This window comes from Oxalobacteraceae bacterium OTU3CAMAD1, assembly GCA_024123915.1.
In the GTDB taxonomy this organism is placed as follows: Bacteria; Pseudomonadota; Gammaproteobacteria; order Burkholderiales; family Burkholderiaceae_D; genus Rugamonas.
Genome location: CP099650.1, coordinates 5092459 through 5109322, shown reverse-complemented (window position 1 = coordinate 5109322; position 16864 = coordinate 5092459). Strand labels below are relative to the sequence as shown.

At 64.4% G+C, this 16864-nt stretch carries 14 protein-coding genes; 11 read left to right on the top strand and 3 right to left on the bottom strand.

Annotated elements, in window-relative coordinates:
* Window positions 1-28 precede the first annotated feature (28 nt).
* From NHH88_21640 to NHH88_21630, 3 genes are all read left to right on the top strand, one after another.
* Window positions 29-2236: an ATP-binding protein gene (locus NHH88_21640; GenBank protein ID USX12289.1), complete on the top strand. Its 2208-nt coding sequence runs from the start codon at window positions 29-31 to the stop codon at window positions 2234-2236.
* 217 nt (window positions 2237-2453) lie between these two features.
* Window positions 2454-4637 (top strand): EAL domain-containing protein, encoded by a 2184-nt coding sequence (locus tag NHH88_21635; GenBank protein USX12288.1) that lies wholly within the window; start codon window positions 2454-2456, stop codon window positions 4635-4637.
* A 25-nt stretch (window positions 4638-4662) separates the two neighbouring features.
* Window positions 4663-6456 (top strand): DUF885 family protein, encoded by a 1794-nt coding sequence (locus tag NHH88_21630; protein USX12287.1) that lies wholly within the window; start codon window positions 4663-4665, stop codon window positions 6454-6456.
* A 104-nt stretch (window positions 6457-6560) separates the two neighbouring features.
* Here NHH88_21630 and NHH88_21625 read toward each other — a convergent pair whose 3' ends face one another.
* Entirely contained in the window at window positions 6561-7454 is an 894-nt protein-coding gene (locus NHH88_21625; GenBank protein USX12286.1) for an NAD-dependent epimerase/dehydratase family protein, read from the bottom strand.
* Between the two features lie 341 nt (window positions 7455-7795).
* On the opposite strand from NHH88_21625, the gene NHH88_21620 reads away from it, so the two are divergent.
* The 8 genes from NHH88_21620 to NHH88_21585 all read left to right on the top strand — a co-directional run bounded on the left by NHH88_21620 (window position 7796) and on the right by NHH88_21585 (window position 13710).
* Entirely contained in the window at window positions 7796-8671 is an 876-nt protein-coding gene (locus NHH88_21620) for an urease accessory protein UreD (GenBank protein USX12285.1), read from the top strand.
* Window positions 8672-8687: 16 nt separating this feature from the next.
* Entirely contained in the window at window positions 8688-8990 is a 303-nt protein-coding gene (locus NHH88_21615; GenBank protein ID USX12284.1) for an urease subunit gamma, read from the top strand.
* Between the two features lie 82 nt (window positions 8991-9072).
* Window positions 9073-9399 carry an urease subunit beta gene (locus NHH88_21610; protein ID USX12283.1) on the top strand — a complete coding sequence of 109 codons (327 nt, stop codon included), beginning with the start codon at window positions 9073-9075 and terminating at the stop codon, window positions 9397-9399.
* Window positions 9400-9414: 15 nt separating this feature from the next.
* Window positions 9415-11121, top strand: a complete 1707-nt coding sequence (ureC, locus tag NHH88_21605; protein ID USX12282.1) for an urease subunit alpha — start codon at window positions 9415-9417, stop codon at window positions 11119-11121.
* Window positions 11122-11138: 17 nt separating this feature from the next.
* Window positions 11139-11660, top strand: coding sequence for an urease accessory protein UreE (gene ureE / locus NHH88_21600; GenBank protein USX12281.1), 522 nt, complete (start codon window positions 11139-11141; stop codon window positions 11658-11660).
* Window positions 11661-11681: 21 nt separating this feature from the next.
* Window positions 11682-12362: an urease accessory protein UreF gene (locus tag NHH88_21595; protein ID USX12280.1), complete on the top strand. Its 681-nt coding sequence runs from the start codon at window positions 11682-11684 to the stop codon at window positions 12360-12362.
* Between the two features lie 22 nt (window positions 12363-12384).
* Window positions 12385-13014: an urease accessory protein UreG gene (gene ureG, locus NHH88_21590; protein ID USX12279.1), complete on the top strand. Its 630-nt coding sequence runs from the start codon at window positions 12385-12387 to the stop codon at window positions 13012-13014.
* A 141-nt stretch (window positions 13015-13155) separates the two neighbouring features.
* Complete coding sequence (locus tag NHH88_21585; GenBank protein ID USX12278.1) at window positions 13156-13710, top strand: HupE/UreJ family protein; 555 nt, start codon at window positions 13156-13158, stop codon at window positions 13708-13710.
* Between the two features lie 2 nt (window positions 13711-13712).
* Here the strand turns inward: NHH88_21585 and NHH88_21580 are convergent, their stop codons facing one another.
* Together NHH88_21580 and NHH88_21575 are read right to left on the bottom strand one after the other, a co-directional pair.
* On the bottom strand, window positions 13713-14330 hold the full coding sequence (locus NHH88_21580; protein ID USX12277.1) for a 1-acyl-sn-glycerol-3-phosphate acyltransferase: 618 nt from the start codon (window positions 14328-14330) through the stop codon (window positions 13713-13715).
* Between the two features lie 119 nt (window positions 14331-14449).
* Window positions 14450-16864: a TonB-dependent receptor gene (locus NHH88_21575; protein ID USX12276.1), complete on the bottom strand. Its 2415-nt coding sequence runs from the start codon at window positions 16862-16864 to the stop codon at window positions 14450-14452.

The window sequence follows — 16864 nt, the reverse complement described above, 5'->3', positions numbered from 1 at the left end:
CCATAGCCTAACTATCGACTGGTTGCCGATGCTGTACCGACTTGCCCGCCGCGCAGGCAGAATCTCCATCGCCATGTTCGTCAGCGTCACGCTGACAGCCGTGGTGACTTTGGTATTGACCACCTTCGCGCTGTATTTCTACCAGGTGGAGAGGGCTCATCGCTGGGAGCAGTTGCGCCAGACGCTGTCCAACAGCGCCGACGAGCTGGCGTCCGCCGTGGCCCTGCCGGCATGGAACTTCGACGAGACCCAGATCACCACCATCATGCGCAGCGGTTTGAGCAACCGCGACCTGTACGCCAGCGCGGTGGTGCCGGCCGCCGGCAGCCGTCCCTTCATCCTCACCCGCGACAACGCCGGACATCTGGTGGAGGTGGCGCGCGAGCCGGACAACCCGGAGCTGCTGTCGGAGCGGCGCCCCATCGTCGCCGCCGGCCGCAACATCGGCGCCATCACCGTGTACGCCTCGCCGGTGCTGCTGCTCGAGCAGCTGCGCAAGCGGCTCTACACCATTATCGGCATGATCTTCGTGCTCGACGTGACTCTCGTCTTCAGCCTCTATCTGCTGCTGTCGCAGTTGATTTTCAAACCCATCACCACCATCGAACGCTACGCCGCCAACGTCAAGGCGGGCCAGAATCCGGGCGCCTTGCCGCCGCGCGACTGGTTTTTCGGCGAGCTGAAAACCCTCAATTCCTCGATCCGCGACATGGTGCGCCTGATGGACAGCCGCTACGTGGCCATGCACGCCAGCGAGGAGCGGCTGCAGATCGCCAGCAGCGCGGCGGCCATCGGCATCTGGGACTGGAACATCGTCAGCGACGAATTGGTGTGGGACGAGCAGATGCACCGCCTGTACGGCATGGACCACGCCACACCCGCCGGCGCGGCCGGCTCCGTGGACCAGTGGATAGCGCGCATGCATCCGGACGACGCCATCCCGGTGCGCGCGCTGCTGGACCGCGCCCTGAGCGGGCGTGGCGACTTCGACGCCGAATTCCGCGTGGTCTGGCCGGACGGTTCGCTGCACTACATGAAAGGCGAGGCGATGATCTTCCGCGACGCCGACGGCCATCCCGCGCGCGTGGTGGGCGTCAATTACGACATCACCGGGCACAAGGTGGCCGAGCAGGAGCTGCGCCGCCACCGCATCCACTTGGAGGAGCTGGTGGCCGAGCGCACCAACGCGCTGTCGGTGGCGGTGCGCCAGGCGCAGGCGGCCAACCAGGCCAAGAGCATCTTCCTGGCCAATATGAGCCACGAGTTGCGCACGCCGCTCAATTCCGTGATCGGCTTTTCGCGCCTGATGGCCGATTCGAAGAACATGCTGCCGGAGGAAAAACGCAACCTGGCGATCATCCACCGCTCGGGCGAGCATCTGCTTACCCTGATCAACGATATCCTGGAGCTGTCCAAGATCGAGGCCGGGCGCGCGGTGCTGCAGACGGAGATCATGAGCATCGACGAGATCCTGCAGGAAGTGATGGACATGGTCAGCATGCGCGCCGGCCAGACCGGCGTCGAGCTGGAACTCGACAGCGCCGGCGTGCCGGCCGGGGCGCGCGTGGACGGCACCAAGCTGCGTCAGGTGCTGCTCAACCTGATGTCTAACGCGGTCAAGTTCACCGGCCAGGGCAAGGTCACGTTGCGGGTGCGCGGCGCCATGCGCAAGGTCGACGGGGCCGGCGAGTGCGAGCTGGCGTTCGCGGTCATCGACGACGGCCCGGGCATCTCGCCGATCGACCAGACCCGCATTTTCGAGCCCTTCGTCCAGGCCGAGGGGCCTGGCGCCAAGGAGGGCACCGGCCTGGGACTGGCCATCTCGCGCGAGTTCGTCCAGCTGATGGGCGGCGTGCTGTCGGTGCAGTCGGTGCGCGGCGACGGCGCCACGTTCCAGTTCACGATCAAGGTGCCGGTGGCCGACGCCGAGGCGGACGAGGACACGCCGGCGCTGGAGGCGCCGCAGCGCGGGCGCCGCGTGGTGGTCGCCGACGAGGGCGCCGACGCCAATGCGCCGCTGTCGGGCGCCGACTTGGCCCGGCTCGACCCGGCGCTGCGCCGCCAGCTCAAGGTGGCGCTGCAGGAGCTCAACCTGGGCCGCGTGGCGCTGCTGCTGCGGCCCTTGCCGGCGCAGCTGGGCGGCGTGGTCGAGCGCATCGAGCATATGGTGCGGCTGCACCAGTACCCGCAGCTATGCGCGTTGCTGGACCAAGCGGGTAGCGAACTGGAGGCATAGGCCCGACAGGTATATGATAGTAGTTAGTGTATATATTAGTAATATTAATAGTACATGTTAATGGTAATGGTGTAGAGGTGGGCATTAGAGGCAAGTAATAAGGCAAGTAATAGAGGCAAGTAATAGAGGCAAGTAAGCGGGGCGATGCGTGACGTGACGACATCGCCGGTATCCTTTTGGCGGACAGCGGCGGCGAAACAAGGCGAGAGAGTTTTACATGCACCGGGATTTATCGGAACAACACACCAAGGGCGAAGTGCTGATCGTGGAGGACACGCCGGCCTCGCTCAAGCTGCTGAGCGACCTGCTGACGGAGGCCGGCTACTACGTGCGCCAGGCACCCAACGGCGAGCTGGCGCTGTGGACCGCCCAGTCGCGTCCGCCGGAGCTGATCCTGCTCGACATCCGCATGCCCGGCATCGACGGTTTCGAGGTGTGCCGCCGCCTGAAGGCGTCGCCGGAGCTGTGCAACGTGCCGGTGATCTTCCTGTCGGCGCAGCACGACACCGACGACAAGGTGCGCGGCTTCGCGCTCGGCGCGGTCGATTTCATCGCCAAGCCGTTCCAGGCGGAGGAGATCCTGGCCCGCACCGACGCCCACGTGCGCCTGAGCCGCGCGCAGCACGCGCTGGCGGTCGAACGGTCGCTGCTCGAGCAGCGCGTTGCCGAGCGCACCGAGGAACTGGCCAAGGAGATCGAGCAGCGCCGCGCCAACGAGGAGTTCCTGCGCCTGGCCAGCCAGGTGTTCGAGGCCACGCAGGACGCCATCGTCGTCACCGACCGCGAGGCGCGCATCGTCGCCACCAATCCCGCCTTCACGCAGATCTCCGGCTACGAGGCGCAGGAGGTGATCGGCAAGAACGTCGTCATGTTGCACGCCGGCGAGCAGGACGCCGCCGCCTTCGACCAGATGCTGCAGTCGGTGATGAGCACCGGCCTGTGGTCGGGCGAGATCATGGCCCGCCGCAAGAACGGCGACGTCTATCCCGGCCTGCTGAGCGCCTCCGTGGTGCGCGACGACACCGGCCAGGTGGTCAACCACGTGGCCGTGTTCATGGATATCACCGAACGCAAGGCCGAGCAGCAACTGATCGATTTCCTGTCCAACCACGACGCGCTCACCGGGCTGCCCAATCGCCTGCTGGCGCGCCAGCGCTTCGATCAGACCCTGGGCACGGCGCGCCGCGAGGGCGGCTGCGTGGCCGTCATGTGCCTGGACATGGATCGCTTCAAGAGCATCAACGACTCCTACGGCCACGATGTCGGCGACAAGGCGCTGCAGGTGATCTCGCGCTTCCTGACCGATTGCGTGCGCGAGGGTGACACCGTCACCCGCCAGGGCGGCGACGAGTTCCAGATCATCGTCGCCGACGACGCGCAATTGAGCGCGACGATGCCGATGGCGCAGAAGATCCTGGCCGGCCTGCGCAGGGAGCTGGTGATCGAGGGCCAGCAAATCACCGTCACCTCCAGCATCGGCATCGCCGTCAGCCTGACCGACGGCGACAGCTTCGATGAACTGGTGCGCAACGCCGACACGGCGCTGTTCCGGGCCAAGGAGATCGGCCGCGACAACTACGCCTTCTTCACCGAGCGCATGGATGCGGAGATCCGCGACAAGCTGGCGATCCAGGGCCAGCTGCGCGGCGCCATCGCCCGCAACGAGTTCGAGGTCCACTACCAGCCGCAAATGTGCCTGAAAAGCGGCGTGATGGTCGGCGCCGAGGCGCTGCTGCGCTGGAACAATGCTGTGCTGGGCCGGGTGCCGCCGAACCGCTTCATCCCGCTGGCCGAGGAGTATGGCCTGGTCAATTCGATCGGCGAGTGGGTGCTCGAAAGCGTGTGCGCGCAGATCAAGGTGTGGCAGGACCAGGGCCTGGGCGACATCAAGGTGGCGGTCAATCTGGCCGCCGGGCAGTTCGCCAATGACGCCACCGTGCCATATGTGGAGGGCACCTTGCGCAAATACGGCATCGCGCCCGCCTGCCTGGGCCTGGAGATCACCGAGGGCACGGTGATGGGCGATCCGAACAAGGCGGTGGCGGCGCTGCGCAAACTCAAGGACATCGGCGTGAGCATCTCGCTCGACGACTTCGGCACCGGCTATTCCAGCCTCAGTTACCTCAAACGCTTCCCCATCGACGTGCTCAAGATCGACAAATCGTTCGTCGACGACGTCACCACCAGCGCCAACGACGCGGCGATCGCGCTGTCGGTGATCTCGCTGGCGCATAACCTGAACATGCGGGTGATCGCCGAGGGTGTGGAGACGCGCGAGCAGGTGCGCTTCCTGACCGAGCGCGGATGCGACGAGATGCAAGGATATTATTTCAGTCCTCCGCTCAACGGCGAGGCCTTCACCGCGCTGCTGCGCGAACGACGCAATTTGTTGGACATGTAATCAACCCTTCCACCACTGGAGTTCTATGGAAAAGAAGTTCGGCGCCGTCATCGCTGGCGCATGCATGGTCTTATCGCTGAACGCGGCATTTGCTGCCACCCCTGCCACAGCGGCCACCGCGCCGGCGGCCAAGGCCGGACCGGCCGATGCGCAATTCAAAACCATCTACACCCAGGAGTGGACCTGGCGCCTGAGCCAGAAGATGGAGGAGGGCGAGGACGACGAGAAGGGCGGATCGACGACGCTGCCCCGCATCGACCCGGCCACCCAGCAAAAGCGCCTGGCCTACTGGCAGGACGTGATGAAAAAGCTCGACGGCATCAAGCAGGACAAGCTGTCGGCAGAGGAATTGATCAACTACCAGGTCTACAAGGCGCAGATCGGCGCCCTGATCGACGCCCAGAAGTTCCGCGAATATGAAAAGCCGCTCAACGCCGACACGGCCTTCTGGTCCAACATGGCGGGCGCCGCGCGCAACGTGCTGACCAAGGAAAAGGAATACCAGGAGTACATCAAGCAGCTGTCGGACGTGCCGCGCTACTTCAACGACCAGATCGTGAACATGCGCGCCGGGATGGCGCGCGGCTTCACGCCGCCGAAGGTCACGCTGATCGGCCGCGATGGCTCCATCACCTCGGTGACCGAGGCCAAGACGCCGCAGGACACAGTGTTCTACATGCCGTTCAAGGCCATGCCCGCGACCATCCCGGCGGCCCGGCAGGAAGAACTGCGGGCGGAGGGCGTCAAGGCGATCGAGACCTACGTGCTGCCGTCGTACCGCAATCTGCTCAAGTTCATGCGCGAGGAGTACGTGCCCGCATCGCGCGAGGACCTGGCGGCGGAGAATCTGCCGGACGGTAAGGCCTACTACCAGTCGAAGATCGTCGAATTCACCACCACGACGATGAGCGCCGACCAGATCCACCAGATCGGCGTGAGCGAAATGGCCAAGATCCGCGCCGAGATGCTGGACGTGATCAAGCAGACCGGTTTCGAAGGCGACCTGCCGGCCTTCCTGCAGTTCCTGCGTACGGACTCGCGCTTCTACGCCAAGACGCCCGAGGAGCTGCTGATGCGCTCCGCCTGGGTGGCCAAGAAGTTCGACGCCAAGGTTGGCCAGTACTTTGGCTATTTGCCACGCCGCCGCTTCGCCGTGATTCCGGTGCCGGACGACCAGGCGCCGTTCTACACGTCGGGGCGCGGCGGTCCTGGTGTTTATCTGGTCAACACCTACAACCTGCCGTCGCGCGCGTTGTACAGCATGCCGGCGCTGACCCTGCACGAATCGGCGCCGGGCCACGCGTTCCAGATGCCGGTGGCGATGGAGCAGAAGGGCCGTCCGGCGTTCCGCAACGCTTATATCTCGGCTTACGGCGAGGGCTGGGCGCTGTATAGCGAGCGGCTGGGTGTCGAGATGGGGATGTACGAGACGCCGTATGAGGTGTTCGGCATGCTCAGTTATCAGGCTTGGAGGGCTTCGCGGCTGGTGGTCGACACGGGCATCCACAGCAAGGGCTGGACGCGTAAACAGGCGCAGGATTATTTGAAGGCCAATACCGCGTTGTCGGAGCACGAGATCGAGACGGAGGTGGACCGGTATATTTCGTGGCCGGGGCAGGCGCTGTCTTATTATCTGGGCGAGATGAGCATCATCAACGCGCGCAAGAAGGCCGAGGCGGCGCTGGGATCGAAGTTCGATATCCGCGCTTTCCACGACACGGTGCTGCAATTGGGTTCGGTGCCGCTGCCGGTGCTCGAGGCGCGTATCGATTTGTTCATCAAGGAAGGTGGCAAGAGCCCTTATCCGAACCTGGATTAGGGTTGGTTTCAGCGGCCGTTAACCCGCACCCCCATGCGGGGTCGTACCCCAAAGGGTACGACCCCTAAGTGGTGACTCGGGCTTACCGCTAAAGGCTGGCCGGGTTATCGCAGCATGTCGGTGGCAATCCACTCCAGCACCGGCAGCCGGTGCGGCTTCCACCCCAATTGCTCGCGACCGCGCTTACCCCGCACGCGACTGTTGGACCCCAGCCCGTAAGACGCCATCTCATACCCCCATTCCTCCTTGGCCTGCTCCAGCGGCCAATCCTGCGCATCGCCCATGCCGAGCGCGCGCGCCATCGCCGCCGTCATGTCGCGGAACGACGCTTCGCCGCTTTCGACGAAATAGAACGCGCCGGCCTCGGTCTTCTCCAACGCCAGCAGATACAGGTCGACCACATCGTCGATATGGACGTTGGACCAGACATTCAAGCCCGGCCCGACATGGCGCACGATGCCGCTCTTGCGCGCCTGCTTAAGCAATCGAGGCAACTGCACGCTGTCGCGCGGCAGCGCGCCATGACCGTAGATCAGCGTATTGCATAGCACCGTCGAACGCACACCCCTGCCGGCGGCCGCCAGCACCAGGTTGTCGATGGCGACGCGGGCCGCTTTGTCCGGCGTCGGTTCCGGCAGCTGGTCCTCGTAGTAAACCTTATCGGTGCCCAGGCCACCGGAGGCGTCGCCGACGATGCTCGAGCCGCTGGTGTGCAGGAACACCTTGCCCGAGCCGGAAAGGCCATCGATGATGGCTTCCACCGCTGTGCGGTTGTCGCTGCTGGCCGCGTTGACGACGGCGTCCGCCGACCGCGCCTGTGCGATCAGTAGTTCGCGGTCGTCGAGCGTGCCGACCACGCCGGTCACGCCGATTTTCTTGAGTTCCTCGATTTGCTCCGGTTGGCGAACCAGCCCGATAACCTGATGGCCGGCCTTGACCAGCCCCGCCGCGATCGAACCGCCGATAAATCCCGCCGCGCCTGTGACGAATACCTTCATGTTTTGCTCCCGTTTAAATTTGGATGCATTCAGTATGGCGACGGATGCGCCGCGCAAAAAGACCTGGCCGGGCAAAGCATACTTGCGGCTGGATCAATAGTTGATCCACGTAGGGCGGATTAGCGAAGCGTAATCGGCCATGCATGCGTTTCGACGGGGCACGCATTGGCGGATTACGGCGTTCCGCCTAATCCGCTCTACGTGATCAAGTTGCCAATCGCACTGTAGTGGTGCAATCGCACCGAATTGGTGCGTTAAGGTTGCGTGGGGCAGCATGGGCCGCGCTTTCTGCTGGCACACCGCTTGCATATGACAGACATTATTTATAAAACCGCCAAGTTATGCCCGATTGCACCGTTCCGTCCGACCTCGCCGCCAGCGCCGCCCACGCCGCCTGGCAGGCCAGTCTCACGCTCGGATTCGCGGACGACGCCGGCACCACACGGCTGTTCAACAACATCCACTACGGCCCGCTGCGCGTGCAGAAGGCGCTGTACCCGGAAGACGGCAAAGTGTGCCACGCCATCGTGGTTCATCCGCCGGGCGGCGTGGTTGGCGGCGACCAGCTGGCTATCGACATCGGCGTCGGCGACCGCGCCCACGCCTTCATCACCACCCCCGGCGCCGCCAAATGGTACAAGGCCAATGGCAAAGTCTCACGCCAGGCCGTGCATCTGCACCTGAACGAAGGCGCCGCGCTCGAATGGCTGCCGCAGGAAACCATCTTTTTTGATACCGCTAACGTGGTGCTCGAGCAGCACGTGGAACTGGCGGCCGGCGCCACCTTCATCGGCTGCGAGATCCTGTGCATGGGCCGTCGCGGCTCGGGCGAAGTATTCAACACCGGCACCGTCACGCAGCGCAGCAGCATCCGCCGCGACGGTAAGTTGATCTGGTGGGAGCAGGGCGCGATGGTTGGCGGTCGCCTCGGCAGTCCGCTGGCGCTGAACGGCCACACCGTCTGCGCCACCTTGATCGCCGCCGGCAAACCGCTGCCGGCCGCCGTGCTGACCGAGCTGCTGTCCCACATCCGCGCCGACATCGCCGCCGACGGCGACCACGCCTTCGGCATCACCCATACCAAGGGCGTGCTGGTGGCGCGCCATCTGGGCGACGACAGCGAAACCGCGCGCCGCCTCATGCTCATCGTCTGGCGCCGCGTGCGCCCGCATCTGCTGCAGCGCGAGGCCGTCACGCCGCGCATCTGGCAAACCTGATACTGGAACCCCGAACATGGATCTGACTCCAAGAGAAAAAGACAAGCTGCTGATCTTCACCGCCGGCATCGTGGCCGAGCGCCGCCTCGCGCGCGGCCTGAAATTGAATTATCCGGAGGCGATCGCGTTGATCACCTGCGCCATCATGGAGGGCGCGCGCGACGGCAAGTCGGTAGCCCAGTTGATGGCCGACGGCACCCAGATACTGACGCGCGACCAGGTCATGGAAGGGATACCGGAGATGATCCCGGACATCCAGGTGGAAGCCACTTTCCCCGACGGCAGCAAGCTGGTCACCGTGCACAACCCGATACCCTGAACCGCATCATGAATACCTGTTTACGTTCCAATCCGCGTTCCAACCCGAACCACCACATGACACCTTTTTTAAGGAGCTCACTATGATACCCGGTGAATATCTGCTCACGGAGGGCGAGATCGGCCTCAATGAGGGCCGCGAAACCGAGAGCGTGGTGGTGACCAACCAGGGCGACCGGCCGGTGCAAGTCGGCTCGCACTTCCACTTTTTCGAAGTGAACACGGAGCTCAAGTTCGAGCGCTGGAAGGCCTACGGGCGGCGCCTGAACATCGCCGCCGGCACCGCCGTGCGCTTCGAGCCGGGACAGCAGCGCACCGTCGAGCTGGTGAAGCTGGGCGGAGACCAGAAGGTCTACGGCTTCAATGGAAAAGTGATGGGCAAGCTGGATACCAACCCACCGAAAAGCTAATAATAAAAGGCTAACATGGCTACAATCTCGCGCCGCGCCTACTCGGAAATGTTCGGTCCCACCAAAGGGGACCGCGTCCGTCTGGCAGACACCGAACTGTTTATCGAAATCGAGCACGATTACGCCATCTACGGCGAAGAAGTCAAATTTGGCGGCGGCAAAGTGATCCGCGACGGCATGGGCCAGTCGCAGCGCGTGCGCTCCGACCCGTTGGTGATGGACACCGTCATCACCAACGCGATCATCATCGACCACTGGGGCATCGTCAAGGCGGACATCGGCATCAAGGACGGCATGATCGCCGCCATCGGCAAGGCCGGCAACCCGGACATCCAGCCCGGCGTGACGATGATCATCGCCGGCGCCACCGAGATCATCGCCGGCGAGGGCAAAATCGTCACCGCCGGCGGCGTCGACACACACATCCATTTCATCTGCCCGCAGCAGATCGAGGAGGCTTTGATGAGCGGCGTGACGACGATGATCGGCGGCGGCACCGGGCCGTCGGCCGGCACTTCCGCCACCACCTGCACGCCGGGACCGTGGCACCTGCATTCGATGCTGGGCGCGGCCGACGCCTTTCCGATGAACCTGGGCTTCCTCGGCAAGGGCAACGTCAGTCTGCCGGAGCCGCTGGAGGAGCAGGTGCGCGCCGGCGCCATCGGCCTCAAACTGCACGAAGACTGGGGCAGCACGCCGGCCGCCATCGACAACTGCCTGAGCGTGGCCGACAAGATGGACATCCAGGTGGCGATTCACAGCGACACCCTCAACGAGGGCGGTTATCTGGCGGACACGCTGGCCGCGTTCAAGGACCGCACCATCCACACCTTCCACACCGAAGGGGCGGGCGGCGGCCACGCGCCGGACATCATCGCCGCCGTCGGCGAGGGCAATGTGCTGCCATCGTCGACCAATCCAACCCGCCCGTTCACCGTCAACACGCTCGACGAACACCTCGACATGCTGATGGTCTGCCACCACCTGGACGCGGCGATCGCCGAGGACGTGGCCTTCGCCGAGTCGCGCATCCGCCGCGAGACCATCGCCGCCGAGGACATCCTGCACGACATCGGCGCCATCTCGATGATGTCGTCCGACTCGCAGGCCATGGGCCGCGTCGGTGAAGTCGTTATGCGCACCTGGCAGACGGCGCATAAGATGAAGGTGCAACGTGGACCGCTGGCGCCGGATTCCTCGCGCAACGACAACTTCCGCGTCAAGCGCTACGTCGCCAAGTACACCATCAACCCGGCCATCACGCACGGCATCGCGCACGCGGTGGGTTCGGTGGAAGTGGGGAAAATCGCCGACCTGGTGCTGTGGAAGCCGGCCTTCTTCGGCGTCAAGCCGTCGACGATCCTTAAGGGCGGCATGATCGCCGCCGCCCAGATGGGCGACCCGAACGCGTCGATCCCGACGCCGCAGCCGGTGCACTACAGGATGATGTTCGGCGCCTTCGGCGGCGGGCTGAAAAAGTCGTTCACCTTCGTCTCGCAGGCGGCGTACGACGACGGCATCGGCGACAAGCTTAAGCTGAATAAAACCCTCATCGTCGCCAAGGATATGCGCGCGCTGCGCAAGCACCACATGATCCACAACGGCGCCACGCCGAAGATGGAAGTCGATCCCGAAACCTACGAAGTGCGCGCCGACGGCGAGCTGCTGGTCTGCGAAGCGGCCTCCGTGCTGCCGATGGCGCAGCGTTACTTCCTGTTCTAACGTTTTTTATCGACCCGATGCTGACATTACATACCAAACTTTCACCGGCCGACCACGCGGCGGCAAACATCGCTGCGCAGCTGGTGCTGCCTTACGAACTGCGCGAGAAATGCCGCCTGCGCGCCACGCTGGACACCGGCGAGGACGTCGCCGTCTTCACCGTGCGCGGCACCGTGCTGCGCGACGGCGACCTTCTGACCGGCGAAGACAAGCGCGTGGTCAAGGTGGTGGCCGCGCCGGAGCCGACCTACAAGGTCACCTGCGCCGACGCCCACACCTTGCTGCGCTGCGCCTTCCATCTCGGTAACCGCCATACGCAGGCGCAGGTCGGCGACGGCTTCCTGCGCATCCGCGCCGACGCGGTGCTGAAGGAAATGCTGGCCGGCCTGGGCGCCAAGGTCGAAGAAGAGCAGGCCGCCTTCGAGCCGGAATCGGGCGCCTATGGCGGCGGTCACGCGCACCATGATGACGGCGGCCATCATCCGCTTGCGCCGATCCCGCTGCGCCAGAAGATCCACCGTCCGAGCGATCCGAAATGAGCCAACGGTGAGTCAATTCTGATGCAGGCATCCGCATTATTGAATTTGCTGCAGTTCGCCAGCCCGGCCCTGCCGATCGGCGCCTACAGCTATTCGCAGGGGCTGGAGGCCGCGCTGGAAAACGGCATGGTCACCAACGCCGAGCAGGCGCGCGCATGGATACTGCGCCACCTGCACGAGGTGGTTGCGCGGTGGGAAGCACCGGTGAGCTGGCGGCTGATGCAAGCCTGGTCGCGCCGCGACTGGGCGGCGGTGGCCGAATGGAGCGAGCGTTTCGTCGCCTCGCGCGACAGTGCCGAATTCCGCGCCGAGACCATCCAGATGGGTTATTCGCTGACCAAGCTAGTGGCCGAACTGGGTATCGTCGACGCCGAGATGCTGGCGCGGTTGCAAGGGGAGCCCGAAGTGGCGTTGCCGACCGCCTTCGCCTGCGCGGTGGCGGCGCTGGAAATTCCCCACGACGCTGCGCTGCTGGCGATGCTGTTCGCGTGGGCCGAGAACCAGGTGCTGGTATGCGTCAAATCCGTTCCGTTGGGGCAGGTGGCCGGCCAGCGCATGCTGCTGTCGCTGCGCGGGGATATCGAGGCGGCGGCGCGATACGCGCAAACCGTTTCCGACGACGATATGTGCAACTGGTCGCCGGGATTGTCGTTGTTGTCGATGCGGCACGAGGTCCAGTACAGCCGTCTTTATAGATCATAACCAGATAAACAATATAAAACATATGAATACTTGCAATCCTTTACGCGTCGGCATCGGTGGTCCGGTAGGCTCGGGCAAAACCGCTTTGTGCGAAATGCTCTGCAAGGGCATGCGCGACCAGTTCGACATGGCCGTCATCACCAACGACATCTATACCAAGGAAGACATGGAGATCCTGCTGCGCGCGGACGCGCTGCCGGCCGAGCGCCTGATGGGCGTGGAGACCGGCGGCTGCCCGCACACGGCGATCCGCGAGGATGCCTCGATCAATCTGGAGGCGATCGCGCGCATGCAGGCCGACTTTCCGAATCTGGATCTGATACTGGTGGAATCGGGTGGCGACAACCTGGCCGCCACGTTCAGCCCGGAGTTGTCGGATTTGACGATTTACGTGATCGACGTCGCCGGTGGCGAAAAAATTCCGCGCAAGGGCGGTCCTGGCATCACGCGCTCCGATCTGCTGATCATCAACAAAACCGACCTGGCGCCGCATGTGGGCGCGGACCTGGATGTGATGGCGCGCGACGCCAAGCAGCAACGCGGCACGCGTCCGTTCATCTTCACCAATTTGCGTAGTGGCGATGGCGTGGCCGCCGTCATCGATTTCATCCGCGAACAGGGATTGTTGGGACAAACCCCGCACGCCGCCTAACCACAGAGACACGTAGGGCGGATTAGGCGGAACGCCGTAATCCGCCATCTTTGAGCCGCCGACGGCGCATCCATGGCGGATTACGCTGCGCTAATCCGCCCTACGTGTATCTTCGAAACGCATACTTAAACAGGAGATCATATGTCGAAAAAATCCGCTCTCGCCATCACGCTGGCGCTGGCCAGCACCGCCGCCGTCGCCCACCCTCAAGCCGGCGGCGCGCATATCCACGGCTTCTTCGAAGGCTTCGCCCACCCATTCACCGGCCTCGATCACCTGCTGGCGATGCTCGCCGTCGGCATCTGGAGCGTGCGCCAGTCCAACGCCAAATGGCTGCCGGCGACCTTCATCGGCATGGTGCTGGTGGGCGTGCTGACCGGCGTGGCCGGCGTGACGATCCCCGGCCTGGAAACCGGCATCGCGCTGACGGTGGCGACGATGGGCGTGTTGATCGCGGTGGCCGCGCGCCTGCCGGCGGCGGTTGGCGTGACGATGGTGGGCGTGTTCGCGGTCCTGCATGGCAACGCGCACGGTCACGAGCTGCCGGCTGCCGCCAGCGCCTTTGGGATGCTGTTGGCGACCACTATACTGGTTTATAGCGGCCGGACGCTGGGCCGCATCAGCCCCGCGCTGGCGGTGAAGGTATCCGGCGCGGCGATCGCCGCCACCGGCGTGATGCTGGCGGCGACGGTGTAAAACTATTCGCGCGGCTCGGCGCGGCGCTCGGACAACACGATCGGCGCCGCGTTTTGCGGATACAGGCCCTTGTGGCCTTCGAAGCCCTTGCGGATGGCGGCCATGTCGGTTTCCTGGTCGCCGGTCAGGAAAACATGGTCGACCATGCCCAGCGTCTTGGTCGCGTAGTCGAAATAGACCAGCACCAGCGGCACCTTGGCTTCCAGCGCCAGATGGTAAAAACCGCTTTTCCAGTTGGGACGATAGGCGCGCGTGCCCTCGGGCGTGATGCCCATCCAGTAAAAGTCGGCCGCGTTCATGCGCGCAGCCTGGGTTTTGATGGTGCCGCTGGGCGTGCCGCGTTCGACCGGCTCGCCGCCCATCGCGCGCAACCATTTGCCGAACGGTGGTTTGAACAGCGAATCCTTGGCCAGAAAGCGCAGCGGAAGATTCAGCGCCCATTTGCACAGCAACCCGATCGGAAAGTCCCAGTTCGACGTGTGCGGATAGATCACCATGATGCCGCGCGGCCCGGGCAGGGGGCGGAACAGCACGCGCCAGCCGACCAGCTTCAGCGCGCGCAACGACAGGCGCTGCGAGAAGGTCGGCAGCGCCGCCGGTTTCAGTTCAAAATCGCTCATCCATTCCACCCTGTCCTTGTTTTATCTTTTTGTCACTCTTGACAGGCTGGTATGGACCTGGTCAAAAACCGCGCACGCATTCTATATTGGCGACCTCGACGGGGCAAGCGCTTCCGGCTTTACAGCTTGTAGTTCAAGGTCACGGTGGCGCCGCGCGGCGTGCCGTAGGAGTTGCCGCCGGCGGTCCAGCCGATCTGGTGGTACGACTTGTCGAAGGCGTTGTTCACGTTCAGGCGCACGCTCAGATGGTCGTCGAACTGGTAGGCGGCGTGCAGCCCCACGACCGTGTAGCCGCCCTGGCGGATGTTCGGATTGTCGGACGAGTAGACCGCGTTCTGCGCCGACAGCGAGCCGCCGACGCGCCAGCGGTTCAAATCTCCCGGCAGGCGGTAGCTGGTCGACACTTTGAACTGGTGGCGCGGCAGATCCGCATCGAACAATTTGCCGATGTTGGCGGCGTCGGCGTCGCTGACGAATTTGGCGGCGACGTAGGTGTAGCCCGTCGTGGCCTGCCAGCCAGGCGACAGTTCGCCGCTGACCTCCAGTTCGATGCCCTTGCTTTCCACTTCGCCCGCCGCGCGCGAGCAGTAGGTGGAGGCGGTGCCGGGGCACGGCGAGGGGCCGCTGAGATCTGTCATCGCGCGGTTTTGCTGGCTGACCTGGAACACGGCCAGGCTGGCGTTGAGCAGGCCGTCGAAGTATTCGCCTTTGATGCCGCCCTCGTAGTTGGTGCCGGTGACGGGCTTGAGCAGGTCGCCGTTGACGTCCACCGCGCTTTGCGGCTGGAAGATCTCGGTCCAGCTGGCGTACAGCGAGTGGCGCGCGTCCAGGTCGTAGACCAGGCCCGCGTATGGTGTGATTTCGCGCGCAACTTTGTAGCCGGTGTTGTTGCGGTCGTTGGTGAATTCGTACCAGCTCGAGCGCGCGCCGACGATGACCGACAGCGGATCGGTGATGCTGAAGCGCGCCGACCCATACAGGCCGCTTTCGCGCACCGTGCTTTGCGTGCGCCAGCGCTGGTAATTGGCGCTGGGACGAGCGGCGGCATGGGGATTCCAGTTGAACGGGTCCACCGCCAAAGGCGTGGCGCGCGCGCCCCAGTCGCCGAAGTTGTCGTTCTGAGCTTTGCGCTGGCTCAGACCGACGGACACTTCGTGCGCGCGGCCCAGCAGCGAGAAGGGGCCACCGACCGTCGCGTCGAAACTGCTCTGTTGGTTGTCCAGCTTGTAGGCCTGGGTGTTCTGCGTGGTCCGGCCCTCGCGGCCGCCGAAGCCGGAGAACATGGTGTCGATATCCTGCCACTTGCGGATGACCGAGACGCGGGCTTTCCAGCCCTTGCCGAAGCGGTGGTCGACGTCGGCGAAGACGGTCTTGTCGCTCTGGTCCCAGAAATCATAGGCGTTGCCGAGATTCGCCGAGCGTGGCAGGTCCAGCGACGTACCGTCGTCGCGGGTTGGAAAATCCTGGTAGCCGCCGGTGTGCTCCAGCTTGCGGTAGTGGGCGCCGACGGTCAATGTGGTATCGCGGGCGAGGTCGGCCTCCAGGATGCCGTAGAGCTGTTCCGTGCGGTCGTGCGCGACGTCGTAGAACATATCCTTGTCCTGAACGCTGACCACGGCGCGCCCACGCAGGGACTTGGCCTCGTTGAGGGCGTTGGCGGCGTCGAGTTGCAGCTGGTAGTCGTTCCAGCGGCCCGCGCTGGCGGTCAGCGATACCTGGCGTTCGGCGGTTGGACGCTTGCGCACCAGATTGATGGCGGCAGACGGATTGCCGCTGCCGCTGGTCAAGCCGTTGGCGCCGCGTACCACCTCCACCCGGTCGTAGATCACCAGGTCGGCGTTGTCGGCGTTGAAGGTGCCGTTGGCGCCCATGCTGGTGGGCACGCCGTCGAGCATCATATTGGTGATCGGGAAGCCGCGCGCGCTGAAACTGCCGGAGTTGCCCGCGTAGTAGCCCTTTTGCATCACCAGTCCGGTGATGCTCTGGACCGCGTCGTCCAGCGTGACCAGGCCCTGGTCTTCGATCTGCTGCCGGGTCAGCACGCTGACAGATTGCGGCGTTTCGCGCGGCGACAGTTCCAGCCTAGTCGCGGTGTTGGTCGCGGCCGTCGTGTAGGAACCGGTGCCCTCGGTGGTCATGGGGCGGGTCGAGGTGACGGTTACCGTCGGCAGCGCGGTTTCCCTGGCGGCCTGTGGCCCGACAGCGCGCAGTACGTAGCCGCCGTTGTCCATGCGTACCGCTTCCAGCCCGGCGCCCTTCAGCAACTCGGCAAAGCCGTCTTGTGGGATGAAGACGCCGCGCAGGCCGGCGGTGTGTTTTTCTCCGGTCTGGTCGGCGGTGAAGGTCAGCGGGATGCCCGCCGTCATGGCGAAGTGGCGCAGGGCGGGACCCAGCGGGCCGGCGGCGATGTTGAACTGCTGCGCCTGGTTCTGCGTCGGCGCGCTTTGCGCCTGCGCCGGTGGCAAGGCGCCGCCCAGGCACATCAACAGGGAGATTGCGCAGGCGATCGGCCGCCGCTTGAATTGGTTCTGCAT

Excerpts from the sequence above, each read along its gene's own strand:
- NHH88_21640 (USX12289.1), top strand. The coding sequence starts at position 29 with ATGCTGTACCGACTTGCCCGCCGCGCAGGCAGAATCTCCATCGCCATG.
- NHH88_21635 (USX12288.1), top strand. The coding sequence starts at position 2,454 with ATGCACCGGGATTTATCGGAACAACACACCAAGGGCGAAGTGCTGATC.
- NHH88_21630 (USX12287.1), top strand. The coding sequence starts at position 4,663 with ATGGAAAAGAAGTTCGGCGCCGTCATCGCTGGCGCATGCATGGTCTTA.
- NHH88_21625 (USX12286.1), bottom strand. The coding sequence starts at position 7,454 with ATGAAGGTATTCGTCACAGGCGCGGCGGGATTTATCGGCGGTTCGATC.
- NHH88_21620 (USX12285.1), top strand. The coding sequence starts at position 7,796 with ATGCCCGATTGCACCGTTCCGTCCGACCTCGCCGCCAGCGCCGCCCAC.
- NHH88_21615 (USX12284.1), top strand. The coding sequence starts at position 8,688 with ATGGATCTGACTCCAAGAGAAAAAGACAAGCTGCTGATCTTCACCGCC.
- NHH88_21610 (USX12283.1), top strand. The coding sequence starts at position 9,073 with ATGATACCCGGTGAATATCTGCTCACGGAGGGCGAGATCGGCCTCAAT.
- ureC (USX12282.1), top strand. The coding sequence starts at position 9,415 with ATGGCTACAATCTCGCGCCGCGCCTACTCGGAAATGTTCGGTCCCACC.
- ureE (USX12281.1), top strand. The coding sequence starts at position 11,139 with ATGCTGACATTACATACCAAACTTTCACCGGCCGACCACGCGGCGGCA.
- NHH88_21595 (USX12280.1), top strand. The coding sequence starts at position 11,682 with ATGCAGGCATCCGCATTATTGAATTTGCTGCAGTTCGCCAGCCCGGCC.
- ureG (USX12279.1), top strand. The coding sequence starts at position 12,385 with ATGAATACTTGCAATCCTTTACGCGTCGGCATCGGTGGTCCGGTAGGC.
- NHH88_21585 (USX12278.1), top strand. The coding sequence starts at position 13,156 with ATGTCGAAAAAATCCGCTCTCGCCATCACGCTGGCGCTGGCCAGCACC.
- NHH88_21580 (USX12277.1), bottom strand. The coding sequence starts at position 14,330 with ATGAGCGATTTTGAACTGAAACCGGCGGCGCTGCCGACCTTCTCGCAG.
- NHH88_21575 (USX12276.1), bottom strand. The coding sequence starts at position 16,864 with ATGCAGAACCAATTCAAGCGGCGGCCGATCGCCTGCGCAATCTCCCTG.